The sequence below is a fragment of the Microbacterium sp. genome (assembly GCF_032084865.1).
GTDB lineage: Bacteria > Actinomycetota > Actinomycetes > Actinomycetales > Microbacteriaceae > Microbacterium.
Window position 1 is genome coordinate 1 of sequence record NZ_DAMDLU010000088.1, and the last position, 11,872, is coordinate 11,872.

At 70.5% G+C, this 11,872-nt stretch carries 14 protein-coding genes and 1 pseudogene; 3 read left to right on the forward strand and 12 right to left on the reverse strand.

The genetic code is table 11. The annotated features are described in order from the left end of the window. Positions 1-940, forward strand: a pseudogene (alr, locus tag RT309_RS10020) (alanine racemase); the annotation flags it as partial. Next, complete coding sequence (gene tsaE, locus RT309_RS10025) at positions 937-1,419, forward strand: tRNA (adenosine(37)-N6)-threonylcarbamoyltransferase complex ATPase subunit type 1 TsaE (RefSeq protein WP_313356725.1); 483 nt, start codon at positions 937-939, stop codon at positions 1,417-1,419. The pseudogene alr and the gene tsaE, both read left to right, overlap by 4 nt. 258 nt (positions 1,420-1,677) lie before the next feature. Here tsaE and csrA read toward each other — a convergent pair whose 3' ends face one another. From csrA to RT309_RS10085, 12 genes are all read right to left on the reverse strand, one after another. Further along, complete coding sequence (gene csrA, locus RT309_RS10030; RefSeq protein WP_313356726.1) at positions 1,678-1,923, reverse strand: carbon storage regulator CsrA; 246 nt, start codon at positions 1,921-1,923, stop codon at positions 1,678-1,680. A gap of 4 nt (positions 1,924-1,927) precedes the next feature. Continuing rightward, on the reverse strand, positions 1,928-4,003 hold the full coding sequence (locus tag RT309_RS10035) for a flagellar biosynthesis protein FlhA (protein ID WP_313356727.1): 2,076 nt from the start codon (positions 4,001-4,003) through the stop codon (positions 1,928-1,930). 67 nt (positions 4,004-4,070) lie between these two features. After that, positions 4,071-5,153 (reverse strand): EscU/YscU/HrcU family type III secretion system export apparatus switch protein, encoded by a 1,083-nt coding sequence (locus RT309_RS10040; protein WP_313356728.1) that lies wholly within the window; start codon positions 5,151-5,153, stop codon positions 4,071-4,073. Next, positions 5,150-5,911: a flagellar biosynthetic protein FliR gene (locus tag RT309_RS10045; protein ID WP_313356729.1), complete on the reverse strand. Its 762-nt coding sequence runs from the start codon at positions 5,909-5,911 to the stop codon at positions 5,150-5,152. The genes RT309_RS10040 and RT309_RS10045 overlap by 4 nt, the downstream gene beginning before the upstream one ends. Before the next feature lies 1 nt (position 5,912). Then, entirely contained in the window at positions 5,913-6,188 is a 276-nt protein-coding gene (gene fliQ, locus RT309_RS10050; protein ID WP_313356730.1) for a flagellar biosynthesis protein FliQ, read from the reverse strand. Continuing rightward, the gene (gene fliP, locus RT309_RS10055; protein WP_313356731.1) at positions 6,185-7,138 is read right to left on the reverse strand and encodes a flagellar type III secretion system pore protein FliP; all 954 of its coding nucleotides are present in this window, start codon (positions 7,136-7,138) and stop codon (positions 6,185-6,187) included. Before fliP ends, fliQ begins: the two co-directional genes overlap by 4 nt. Then, positions 7,135-7,647, reverse strand: coding sequence for a flagellar biosynthetic protein FliO (fliO, locus tag RT309_RS10060; RefSeq protein ID WP_313356732.1), 513 nt, complete (start codon positions 7,645-7,647; stop codon positions 7,135-7,137). The genes fliP and fliO overlap by 4 nt, the downstream gene beginning before the upstream one ends. After that, on the reverse strand, positions 7,604-8,263 hold the full coding sequence (fliN, locus tag RT309_RS10065; protein WP_313356733.1) for a flagellar motor switch protein FliN: 660 nt from the start codon (positions 8,261-8,263) through the stop codon (positions 7,604-7,606). The genes fliO and fliN overlap by 44 nt, the downstream gene beginning before the upstream one ends. Beyond that, the gene (locus RT309_RS10070) at positions 8,260-9,174 is read right to left on the reverse strand and encodes a flagellar motor switch protein FliM (protein ID WP_313356734.1); all 915 of its coding nucleotides are present in this window, start codon (positions 9,172-9,174) and stop codon (positions 8,260-8,262) included. Before RT309_RS10070 ends, fliN begins: the two co-directional genes overlap by 4 nt. A gap of 48 nt (positions 9,175-9,222) precedes the next feature. Then, positions 9,223-10,032 (reverse strand): flagellar motor protein MotB, encoded by an 810-nt coding sequence (locus tag RT309_RS10075; protein ID WP_313356735.1) that lies wholly within the window; start codon positions 10,030-10,032, stop codon positions 9,223-9,225. Further along, the gene (locus tag RT309_RS10080; RefSeq protein ID WP_313356736.1) at positions 10,029-10,874 is read right to left on the reverse strand and encodes a MotA/TolQ/ExbB proton channel family protein; all 846 of its coding nucleotides are present in this window, start codon (positions 10,872-10,874) and stop codon (positions 10,029-10,031) included. Before RT309_RS10080 ends, RT309_RS10075 begins: the two co-directional genes overlap by 4 nt. Beyond that, positions 10,874-11,098 (reverse strand): flagellar FlbD family protein, encoded by a 225-nt coding sequence (locus RT309_RS10085; protein WP_313356737.1) that lies wholly within the window; start codon positions 11,096-11,098, stop codon positions 10,874-10,876. The genes RT309_RS10080 and RT309_RS10085 overlap by 1 nt, the downstream gene beginning before the upstream one ends. A gap of 171 nt (positions 11,099-11,269) precedes the next feature. Here RT309_RS10085 and RT309_RS10090 point away from each other — a divergent pair, with 171 nt between their 5' ends. Further along, positions 11,270-11,668: a hypothetical protein gene (locus tag RT309_RS10090; RefSeq protein WP_313356738.1), complete on the forward strand. Its 399-nt coding sequence runs from the start codon at positions 11,270-11,272 to the stop codon at positions 11,666-11,668. Positions 11,669-11,872 lie beyond the last annotated feature (204 nt).

Here is an 11,872-nt window from a genome sequence, read left to right on the forward strand (position 1 = left end):
ACGGGCACGGCGCCGCCGAGGTCGCGACCGCGGCGCTCGCCGGCGGGGCCGCCCGGCTCGGCACCGCCACGATCGAGGAGTCGCTCGCCCTGCGCAGAGCCGGCATCACCGCACCGCTGATGGCGTGGCTGCACGCCCCCGACCGTCGCTTCGACGACGCCGTCGACGCCGGCATCGAGATCGGCGTCTCGTCGTATCAGCAGCTGCTCGCGGCATCCGAGGCGGCGCGGCCACCGGCATCCATCCATCTCAAGGTCGACACCGGCCTGTCGCGCAACTCGAGCGACTCGGGCGCGTCCGCGTGCTCAGCATCTTCAGCCACCTCTCCGGCGCGAGCGGCGACGACGACCGCGCGCAGCTGGCCCGGTACGAGCAGATCGTCGCGCAGGCGGAGAGTCACGGCGTGCGCCCCGAGTTCCGTCACCTCGCCGCGACCGCCGGCGCGATCGACCTCCCCGAGGCGCGGCTCGACGCCGTGCGCATCGGCATCGGGATGTACGGACTCTCGCCCTTCGCCGATCGCACCTCCGCCGACCTCGGCCTGCGCCCGGCCATGACGCTGCGCGCGACTATCGCGGCCGTGCGCCGCGTGCCCGCCGGCACAGGGGTCTCGTACGACTACGCCTACCGGTGCGAGAACGAGACGACGCTCGCGCTCGTGCCCCTCGGATATGCCGATGGTGTTCCGCGGCAGGCATCCGGTGCCGGTCCGGTGACGATCAACGGCCGCCGGTACACCGTCTCGGGACGCATCGCGATGGACCAGTTCGTCGTCGACGTCGGCGACGACGAGGTGCGCCCCGGCGACGAGGTGGTGCTGTTCGGCGACCCGGCGGCGGGGCTGCCGAGCGCGACCGAGTGGGCGGATGCCGCGGGCACGATCAACTACGAGATCGTCACGCGCATCGGCGACCGGGTGCCGCGGAGGTCGCACTCATGACGGTGGACCCGGCCTTCCTCGGTCGTCACGAGATCCGCACGTCCGATGCCATGGAGAACCTCGGTCTGCGCATCGGCGAGCAGCTGCGACCGGGCGACCTGCTGATCCTCACCGGTCCGCTCGGCGCCGGCAAGACGACGTTCACGCGCGGGCTCGCCGAGGGGCTCGGCGTGCGCGGGCCGGTGCAGAGCCCCACGTTCGTGATCGCGCGCACCCACCCGTCGCTGGCTGGGGGAGCACCGCTCGTGCACGTCGACGCCTACCGGCTCGGCTCGGCCGCGGAGCTCGACGATCTCGACATCGACTTCGCACGGTCTGTCGTGGTGATCGAGTGGGGCCGGCCGATGGCATCCGCCGTGGCCGACGCGTGGTGGGACATCGAGATCGAACGACCCGTCGGCGGCGACGACGAGCTGGCCGACGAGGATCTCGACGCTGACGCCCCGCGGTTCGTGACGGTCACGCGCGTCGAGGGCTGACGCGGGGGCGTGGCCGGGGTGCTTTGGGCCGGGCCGGGCCGGGCTGTCGAGTGGGCCCATATGGTCGCGTCCCGGGCGTGGAGGCAGCCTTTCGGGCCCAGTGGGCGAGGGGCGCGAAGGGCAGGCTGGGTGCTGACTCTGTCGAGTGGGCCCATATGGTCGCGTCGCGGGCGTGGAGGCAGCCATTCCGGCCCAGCTGGCGAGGGTGCGAGGGGTGCGAGGAGCGGGCCGAACGCACAGCGCGACCCGCGGCCGGGGTCAGGACTCGGGGTCGCGCCGGCGGGTGAGCGCCGCGAGGATGTCGTCGGCCGCGTTCGCTCCGGATGCCGCTGCCGAGACGTTCTCCGCCTCCACAGCCTGCACGATCTCGGAGCGCTGGATGCGGGTCGAGCGCGGCGCGTTGATGCCGACGCGCACGCTGTCGCCCTTGACGTCGAGGACGGTCACCTCGATCTCGTCGCCGATCAGCACACTCTCGCCGATACGCCTCGTCAACACCAGCATCCGATCAGCCTACCGGCGCATGCGGCACCGTGCCGCTGACGGCCGGCTGGGCCGCATCGCGCACCACTCCGACCGTCTCGATCGTGAACAAGCCGCTCGCCTCGGTGTACGACAGCACAGGCAGTCCGTCGGTCTGCGCCGACACGAGGCGCCGCACCGCCGGGCGCAGCGACGGCGCGCAGACGAGCACGGGCTCACCGCCGTCTCCGGCCGCGGCGGCGGTGACAGCCTGGCGCACCGAGTCGATCACGGCCTCCATGCGCTGCGGGTCGAACACGATCTGCGGACCGTCGTCGCCCAGGCGCAGGCTCTCGAGCATCGCCTGCTCGAGCAGCGGCGTGATCATGATCACCCGCAGCACCCCGTCTTCGGCGAACCGCGCGGCGATCGCGGGACCCAGCGCGGCCCGGGCGGCTTCGATCAGACCCTCCGGCTCGGTCGACGTCTTCGCGCGCAGCGCCAGCGCCTCGTAGATGCGGCTGAGGTCGTTGATCGGCACGCGCTCGGCCAGCAGACCCTGCAGCACGCGCTGCACCTCGGCGAGCGACAGCAGCGCGGGGGTGAGCTCTTCGACCGCGGCGGGGGAGACCTGCTTGAGGGCGTCGGTGAGCTGCCGGACGTCTTCCCGGCTGAGCAGCCTGGCGGCACCGGCGTGGATCACGCTCGACAGGTGCGTGATGACCACGCTCGCCCGGTCGACGACGGTGGCGCCGGCGAACTCGGCGCTGTGCCGCATCTCGACCGGGATCCACTTGCCCTCCAGCCCGAAGACCGGGTCATGCACCGCGGTGCCGGGCAGGGTGTCGAGGCCCGCGCCGAGGGCGAGCAGGCGCCCGGGCGGCACGATGCCGCGTCCGGCCTCGACTCCGGCGATGCGGATGACGTATGTCGACGGGGCGAGTTCGATGCTGTCGCGCGTGCGCACCGGCGGCACGACGAGCCCGAGGTCGAGCGCGATGCGCCGGCGCAGCGCCTTCACCCGCGCGAGCAGGTCGTCGGGTCCGCCGGTGACGAGGTCGACGACATCGGAGGCGAGCTGGATCTCGAGGGCGTGCACCCGCATCCGCTCCATCAGCTCCTCGGAGCTGTCGGATGCCACCGGCTGCGCCGCCTGCTCGTCGGCATCCGCCGCCGCGGCATCCGCCCGCGTCGCCTTGATGCGCTGCGCAGCGAGGATCAGCAGCGCTCCGACCACCATGAACGGCAGCATGGGCATCCCGGGGATGAATGCCATCACGATCGCGGCGCATCCGGCGATGTTCAGCGCGTTCACCGACTGCCCGAGCTGGGCGAACGCCTCGCTGCCCATCTCGGTCTCGGCGTTCGAGCGGGTCACGATCATGCCGGTCGACACGGCCATCAGCAGGGCGGGGATCTGTGTGACCAGGCCGTCGCCGATCGTCAGCAGGCTGTAGGTGCTGACCGACTCCTCGATGGCCATGCCGTGCGACACCATGCCGATCGCGATGCCGCCGACGAGGTTGATGATGATGATCACGAGACCCGCGATCGCGTCGCCCTTGACGAACTTCGAGGCTCCGTCCATCGCGCCGTAGAAGTCGGCTTCGGCGGCCACCTCGGCACGGCGCTCGCGCGCCTGCGCGTCGGTGATGAGTCCGGCGTTGAGGTCGGCGTCGATGGCCATCTGCTTGCCCGGCATCGCGTCGAGGGTGAAGCGCGCGCCCACCTCGGCCACGCGCTCGGCGCCCTTGGTCACCACCACGAACTGAATCACGACGAGGATGAGGAAGACGACCGCGCCGATGATCAGCGAGCCGCCCACGGCGATGGCGCCGAACGCCTCGATCACCTGCCCGGCGTACGCCTCGCCGAGCACGAGACGGGTGGATGCCACGTTCAGACCCAGCCGGAACAGCGTCGCCACGAGCAGCAGCGACGGGAAGACCGAGAAGTCGAGCGGTCGACGGATGAACATGGTCGTCAGCAGGATCACCAGGGCGAACAGGATGTTCAGGATGATCAGCAGGTCGAGCAGCACCGGCGGCACCGGCACGACCAGCAGCATGATGATGCCCACCACGGCGATGGGCACCGCGATCCGGTTCAGCATTCCGCGCATGCGCTTCTCCTCCACATCGAACACGTCGAACACGTCGAACACATCGAACTCACCGGGCGATCTCTCATCAGGCGGTCCTCTCCGGGATCGCGTGCACCCCGCGCGCCGACCCGCGCTTGCGCAGCATGTCGACGAACACGAGCACCCGGGCGACCGCCGTGTACAGCTCTGCGGGGATCTCCTGCCCGAGCTCGCACGCCGCGTGCAGCGCGCGGGCGAGCGTGACGTCGCGCACCATCGGCACGCCGGCCTCGGTCGCGCGCTCGCGGATGCGCTCGGCGACGACGCCCTTGCCCTTCGCGACGACCTTCGGGGCGGATCGGCCGACCTCGTAGCGCAGCGCGACGGCGACGTGCGTGGGGTTGACCAGCACCACGTCCGACCCGCTGACGGCGGCGATCATGCGGTTGCGGCTCATGGCCAGCTGACGCGAGCGGCGCTGCTGCCGGATCAGCGGGTCGCCCTCGGAGTTCTTGTGCTCGTCGCGCACCTCCCGCTTGGTCATGCGGGTGTGCTTCATGTTGCGGCGCATCACCACGAACACGTCGAGGGCCGCGAGCCCCAGGCCGACCGCGACGGCGACCTGCAGCAGCGTCGCGGTTCCGCCCGCCGCGGTGCTGAGCAGGCGGGTGATCGAGTGCGCGCCGCTGACCGAGAGCACGGGCACCAGCGAAGCGATCACGGCCCACAGTGCGACGGCGATCGCCGCGGTCTTGAGCAGCGCCTTCGCGCCCTCCCACAGCGCTTGCATGCCGAACAGGCGCTTCGCGCCCGAGACGAGATTGAACTGCTCGTAACGGCCCGACAGCTTGCGCATCCGCACCCCGCCCTGCACGACCGCGCCGATCAGGGTGACCACCGCGACGCTGACGAGCAGCGTGCCGAGGGTGGGCAGCACCGACCCGAGGCCGAGCCCGAGCACGCTCAGCGCCGCCTGCGGCGACGGGTCGCGCATGATCGACGGCAGCGTGATGAGCTGCTCGGTGCCCGCGGCGGCGCCGGCCGCCATTGCCGCGGGCATCGCGATGCCGGCGGCGGCGATGCCCAGCCAGGCGGTGAGGTCCTGGCTGCGCGAGAGCTTGCCCTTCTGCCGGGCCTCGCGAAGGTGCTTGTCGGTCGCCTTCTCACTGCGTTCGCCGCTGTCGCTCATCGCCCCACCCCCTGCATCATGCGCACCGCCTCGGTGGTGAGGGCGTCGATGATCCCGGGCAGCGCGATGAAGGTGAACCCGGCGAGTACGAGGGTGAGCAGGATCTTGATCGGGAAGCCCATCGCGAAGGCGTTCAGAGCGGGTGCGACTCGGGTGATGAGGCCCAGACCGGCATCCGCCAGGAAGAGCACCAGCAGCAGCGGTCCCGCGATCTGCACCGCGCCGAGGAACATCTGCACCACCCCGTCGACGAGCATCTCGGCGGGTGAGGCGAGATCGATCAGGCCGTCGACGGGAACCGCAGAGAAGCTGCGGGCGAGGCCACCGAGCACGATCTGATACCCGCCCGAGGCGAACAGCAGCGCGAAGGCGGTCATGTGCAGCAGGCGGGTGAACTGCGCGCCGTTGACCAGCGACTGCGGGTCGAACGCCTGCGCGAGCTGGAAGCCGCCGAAGATGTCGATCAGTCCGCCCGCGGCCTGCACGGCCGAGAAGCACAGGAAGACGAGGAAGCCGAGCACGGCGCCGGTGAGCACCTGCACGACGAGGGCGCCCAGGAACGCCGCAGTGTCGAGGGTCTCGTACCCGGGTGCGACCACACCCGACACGGCCAGGGCCAGCGCCATGGCGAGCATCGCCTTGATGCGCACCGGGAATCCGCCGTACGAGAAGGGCGGGGCGATCATGACGAACGCCGTGATGCGCACGCCGGCGAGCATCGTCGCTTCGAGCCAGGCGAAGTCGATCGGGATGTGCACGTCAGCCGCCGCTCAGCAGCTGCGGGATGCGGTCGAACATCATCTCGGTGAACTGCACGATCTCGGAGATCATCCAGTTGCCGGCGATGAGCAGCGCGATGCCCACCGCGACGATCTTCGGCACGAACGACAGCGTCACCTCCTGCACCTGGGTGATCGACTGCAGCAGCGAGATGGCGAAGCCGACGACGAGCGCGGTGATCAGCAGGGGAGCGGCGAGCTTCGCGGCGACCAGCAGACCCTGCGTGCCGATGTCGAGAACGGCCTCGGGACTCATCCGACACCCCCGTAGCTCTCGATCAGCGTGCGGATGATGAGACCCCACCCGTCGACGAGGATGAACAGCAGGATCTTGAACGGCAGCGAGATCATCACCGGCGGGAGCATCATCATGCCCATCGACATCAGCGCCGCGGCGACGACGAGGTCGATTACGAGGAACGGCACGAAGATGACGAACCCGATGATGAACGCGGCGCGAAGCTCCGAGATCATGAACGCGGGGATCAGCGTGTACAGCGGCACGCTCTGCGGATCCTCCGGGTTCGGCAGCGAGGCGATCCGGGTGAGCAGCGCGAGATCCTCTTCGCGGGTGTAGCGCAGCATCCAGTCGCGCAGCGGTGGCTGGCCGAGGTCGACCGCCTGGGTGAACGTGACGGAGCCGTCGATGTACGGCTGCACGGCGACGGTGTTGATGTCGGTCAGCACCGGCCACATGATGAACATCGACAGGAACAGCGCGAGGCCGGCGAGCACCTGGTTGGGCGGGATCGTCGGCAGCGAGAGCGCGTTACGGGTCATCGCGAGCACGACGAAGATCTTGGTGAACGACGACATCATCAGCAGCAGCGCGGGCGCGATCGACAGCAGCGTGATGCCCAGCAGCGTGAGGATCGACGACGACGGCGACCCGTCGACGCCGTTGATGTCGATCGTGATGCCCTGCTGATCCGATCCCGGTGCGGTGGGAGGGGTGGGTGCCTCCGGGTCGTCGGGCTGGTCGACGGTGGTCGGGGCCGAGAGGGATGCGGATGCTGCGGGTGCGGATGCTGCGGGTGCGGATGCCGAGACGGATGCGGCGGCCGACGCGGCCGCGGAGACGGATGCCGCATGCCCGACACCGGCGTGCGCGGCGGCGGCGGTGCCCAGCACGGAGGCGACGACCAGCGCCGCGCCGAACAGCGCGAGCACGGTGGCACGCCGCGCGATCGTCAGGGTGGCGCTCATCGCGCGCGACGCAGGAACTCTGCGGTCTGCCGCCAGGTCTGCGGGGAGAGGATCGATCCGCCGAGCGGATCGGATGAGCTCGGGCGGCGGTGGCGACGCAGCGGCGGCTGCTCGACCGCGCGTTCCTCGGCCAGCAGCGCATCGAACGTGCTGCTGGCTGCGTCGCCCGCCACCGGCTCCTCGGCGCCCCGGTGCACGACGGGACGGGTGATGTGCTCGGCCGCCGTCCGCTCGATGAGGTTCACGCCGTGCTCGGTGATCCCGAGCATGTACCGCGCATCGTCGGTCTCGACGACCACGAGCTGCGCCTTCGAACCGAGCGCGCGACGCGCGACCACGGTGATCTCCGCGCCGTCGCGTCGCTGCTGCACCCGCTTGCCGACCCGACGCTGCACGTACCAGAGCAGCCCGAGCACCGCCGCCAGCGAGAGGGCGACGCGCAGCAGCAGGAGCAGCTCGTCCAGATCAGGCCTCGGCGTTCTCGAGGATGCGGGTGATCCGCACCGCATAGTCCTGGTCGACGACGACGATCTCGCCGTGCGCGATCACGCGCCCGTTGAGCAGCACGTCTGCGGGAGCACCGGCCGAGCGATCGAGCTCGACGATGCGCCCCGGCTCGAGATCGAGCACGTCACGCACGGCCATCCGCGTGCGTCCCACCTCGACGGTGAGATCCATCTCGACACCGGCGATGCGCTGCAGACGACGCGAAGCAGCCGGTGCCGCCTGCGGGACGTGCGTGATGCGCACGGCGAGGCGGCCGAGCACACGGCCCGCGTCGTCCTGCAGGTCGAACACCTGCGCCGACGGGTGGGCGAACACGGCCGACGCGTCGCCGAGGGTGGCCACATCGAGCCGTCCCGCGCCGAGCGCGCCGACGGCGAGCTCGAGGGGACCCTGCAGCCGTTCGGTCAGCGGTGCATCTGCGAGGCCGTCGATCAGGGCATCCGGTTCGAAGATCTGCACCGCGAGCTGCGCGCTGGCCTCGCCGACGTACCCGACGATCACGGCATCGCCGGTGTCGCCCGACGCCTGCGACGCGACGGCCGTCGCCGGCGCCGCGGTGGGCAGACGCGCGGCGAGGGCGGCGGCGATGGCGGATTCGTAGGCGATGCTGCTGGTCACGAAGGCTCCTGAGCGGTGACGGACGTCGTCGCGGTGACGACGCAGGCGAGACGGGCGCCGCTGGCACCCACGGCGGCCGTGGCCACCGACTGGTCTCCGACCATGAGGTCGAGGGGACGGTCGGCGGCGTGCGGAAGGGTCAGCAGGTCGCCGACGGCGAGATCGAGCACCTCGTGCGGGCGCACTCTGCGGGGGGTGAGACGCAGTGCGATCTCGACCGGCGTCTGCTCGACCTGCCGGTCGATGGCGCCGGGGGAGGCCGTCTCGGGTGCGCCCGTGGCGGCCGCCGACAGCGCCCGCAGGATCACGGATGCCGGAAGCATGACGCTCGCCCCGAGTGCCCGGCCGCCGGAGCGGATCGAGAGCTTGGCGACGATCACGGGTTCGTTGGCCGCGGCGACCTGGGTGAACTGCGAGCTGTGCTGGATGCCGGCGATCGTGATGCCGTCGGGCAGCAGCCCATCGAGCGAGCGCGTGAGGTGCTCGATGGCATCCTTCATCACCGCACCGACCAGCGCCTGCTCGATGTGGGTGAGGGGGCGCGCCTCAGCGGTGTCGACCGGACGGCCGCCGACCATCTGCACCACCCAAGCGGTCGCGAGCGACGCGGGGAACTGGATCACGGCGCGGGCGTCGGTGCCGGGCAGCGCGCAGACGACGAGCGTCGTCGCGGGCGGCAGCGATCCGCCGTACTCGTCGTAGGTCTGCATCGCGACCGCCTCGACGACGACGTGCGAGCGTGCGTGGGTGCGGGCGGACAGCTGCGAGCCCCACTGCCGGGCGAACGTGTCGAACGACATCTCGAGGATGCGGGCGTGCTCGCGCGAGAGGGTCGTCGAACGACCGAAGTCGTACAGCTCGACGCTGCTCTCTGCACGCACCGCTGAACGCGCGCTGTCCTCGATCACCACGACCCCGACTATCGGGCGGTGATCGGCGCGCGTAAGCAGAACGATCGATCAGCGAGAGGGCGCCTTCGCCTGCAGGCTCGGAAGCAGCTGTCGCACCCCCTCTTCGGCATCCGAGAGGACGACGACGTCGACCCGTCTGTTCTGTGCCAGAGCCTCCGGCTCCGCACCCGGCACGATCGGTCGCGCGTCGCCGAAACCGACCGACTGGATGATCGCGGGGTTGATCCCGGCCCCCTCGACGAGGTGGCGCAGCACCTGGGTCGATCGGCCCGAGGACAGCTCCCAGTTGGTCTCGAACGGGGCGACCGACTGCCGGCTGTCGGCGTGGCCCTCGACCGAGATCTGGTTCGGGATGCTGACCAGCACCGAGCCGAGAGCATTCAGGATGTCGACGGCGACGGGGGTGAGCTCCGTGCTGTTCGTGGCGAAGAAGGTCTCGGCGCTGACCAGGCTGATCGTCAGGCCGCGGGCGTCGATCGTGAAGGTGGCGGCGTCGGCCAGCCCCTGCTGGGCGAGGGCGTCGCGGATGCGCTCGCGCAGCGCCGAGAGGTCGTCGAACTCCTTCTGCGCGGTCGACAGCTCGACGTCGGCGAAGCCCTGGCCCTTCTCGTCGAGCAGGTTCGCGGGCACGACCACCCCTTCCGACACGTCGACCTCGTCGGTCTTCTCCTGCCCGAACCCGGTCGCCAGCGATGCGCTCAGCGCCTCGAACTTCTCCTGATCGACCGTCGACATGGCGAACAGCACGATGAACATGCACATCAGCACGGTGATCATGTCGAGGTACGACGCCATCCAGCGCTCGTCGGGGCCGGAATGGCCCTCGGGCTCGATGCGCCGACGACGCCGGACGCTCACAGTCCGACCTCGGAGAGCGGTGACGTGGCGTCGCTCCCTTCTCGGCCCTTCTTCTCGGCCTTGCCCTTGCTGTTCTTGGAGGGGGTCTTGCCGGGGTTCGCGTCCGACACGAGTGCGCCCAGGCGCTCTTCGACGTGCGCCGGAGCAGCGCCGGCCTGCACGGCCAGCATCCCCTCCATGAGCACGGTCATGCGCTCCAGTTCCAGCTCGCCGAGTCGCTGCAGGCGGCCGCCGATGGGAAGCCAGATGAAGTTCGCCGAGAGCAGGCCCCACAGCGTGGCGACGAACGCGGCGGCGATCATCGGGCCGAGCGTCTCGGGCTGGTCGAGCTTCTCGAGCGTGTGGGTGAGCGAGACGACCGTGCCGATGATCCCCACGGTCGGGGCGAAGCCTCCGAGAGTCATGAAGAACCGCGAGGCGGTGCGGTTGCGGGCGGCGGCGGAGGCGATCTCGTCTTCGAGCAGGATGCGCAGATCCTCGGCGTCGATGCCGTCGGCGATGCTCTGCAGCGCCTGCCGCAGGAACGGATCCTTCTCGTCGGCGACGCCGTGCTCGAGCGACAGGAGCCCTTCGGTGCGCGCCTTCTCGGCGTGACCGACGATTGTGCTGATCATGCTCTGCGCGGTGCGGCGCTCGCCGCGGAACGCCCGCGGCAGCGCCTTCACCGCATGCAGGAAGTCGCGCAGCGTGCCGCTCGCGATGCCGACGGCGATGGTGCCGCCGAAGACGAGCATCATCGGCGCGGGCAGCAGCAGTGCCGAGACCGACGCGCCCTCCATGCTGATCATGGCGAGCAGCGAGCCGAACGCGAGGACGAGTCCGAGGATGAGTCCGATGTCCATCAGAGGCCTTCGGTCCGAGCGGCGGCGGAGAGCCGGGATGCCTGCGCCAGAACACCCGCGCGAAATGCGGTGATCTGCCCGATGAGCTCTTCCATGGTCTCGCGGACGACGAAACGCGCGCCGTCGACCATGACGATCGTGGTGTCAGGGGATTCCTGCACCCTTTCGATCAGGTCGGGGTTGACCGCGAACCTGCTGCGGTTCAGGCGCGTGACGACGATCATGAGCTCCATCCTGGAAGATCGGCCCCGGCGCGAAGCCGGTGCGACGACGGCCCATCCTGGTCCGTCCCTGGGGACTGTCGGCAGTCCCGCCCGTCCCGTTAGCCGCGGGCCGGGCGGGGTCGCGTCATCCACTCTGCTGGCTGGGCCCATATGGTCGCCTCGGATGTCGGGATGCCGCCATTCGGGCCCACCGGCGTGCGGCTCGGCGGTGCGCGCTGCGTCCTGCTCGGCATCCCTCCTGCTGACTGGGCCCATATGGTCGCTTCGGATGCTGGGATGCTGCCATTCGGGCCCACCGGCGCGTGGCTCGGCGGTGCGCGCGCCCTCCTGCTCGGCATCCCTCCCGCCGACTGGTCCCATATGGTCGCTTCGGATGCCGGGATGCAGCCATTCGGGCCCACTGTCGTGCGGCTCGGCGCGCGCCGTGACTGCGTGCGCTCTGCCGCAGGCGCGGGCGTCGTGATCGGCATCCACTCTGCTGACTGGTCCCATATGGTTGCCCGGGCTGCCGGGATGCCGCCATTCGGGTCCACCGGCGGCTCGGCCCACGATCGGCATCCATTCCGCTGACTGGGCCCATATGGTCGCTTCGGATGCCGGGAGGGGACCATTCGGGACCAGCGGGCGCGGGCTCAGCCACGGGGCCGGCCTCGACCTCGCTGACTGGGCCCATATGGTCGCCTCGAATGCTGGGAGGGGACCATTCGGGACCAGCGGGCGGGCACGGAGCGCGAGCCGAGCGCGAGCGGAGCGCGGGCCGCGCCGCGCGCGGAC

Coding starts and splice junctions, on each gene's coding strand:
- tsaE (WP_313356725.1), top strand. CDS start 937: ATGACGGTGGACCCGGCCTTCCTCGGTCGTCACGAGATCCGCACGTCC.
- csrA (WP_313356726.1), bottom strand. CDS start 1,923: ATGCTGGTGTTGACGAGGCGTATCGGCGAGAGTGTGCTGATCGGCGAC.
- RT309_RS10035 (WP_313356727.1), bottom strand. CDS start 4,003: ATGCGCGGAATGCTGAACCGGATCGCGGTGCCCATCGCCGTGGTGGGC.
- RT309_RS10040 (WP_313356728.1), bottom strand. CDS start 5,153: ATGAGCGACAGCGGCGAACGCAGTGAGAAGGCGACCGACAAGCACCTT.
- fliQ (WP_313356730.1), bottom strand. CDS start 6,188: ATGAGTCCCGAGGCCGTTCTCGACATCGGCACGCAGGGTCTGCTGGTC.
- fliP (WP_313356731.1), bottom strand. CDS start 7,138: ATGAGCGCCACCCTGACGATCGCGCGGCGTGCCACCGTGCTCGCGCTG.
- fliO (WP_313356732.1), bottom strand. CDS start 7,647: ATGCGGTGCGGATCACCCGCATCCTCGAGAACGCCGAGGCCTGATCTG.
- RT309_RS10080 (WP_313356736.1), bottom strand. CDS start 10,874: ATGGACATCGGACTCATCCTCGGACTCGTCCTCGCGTTCGGCTCGCTG.
- RT309_RS10085 (WP_313356737.1), bottom strand. CDS start 11,098: ATGATCGTCGTCACGCGCCTGAACCGCAGCAGGTTCGCGGTCAACCCC.
- RT309_RS10090 (WP_313356738.1), top strand. CDS start 11,270: ATGCCGCCATTCGGGCCCACCGGCGTGCGGCTCGGCGGTGCGCGCTGC.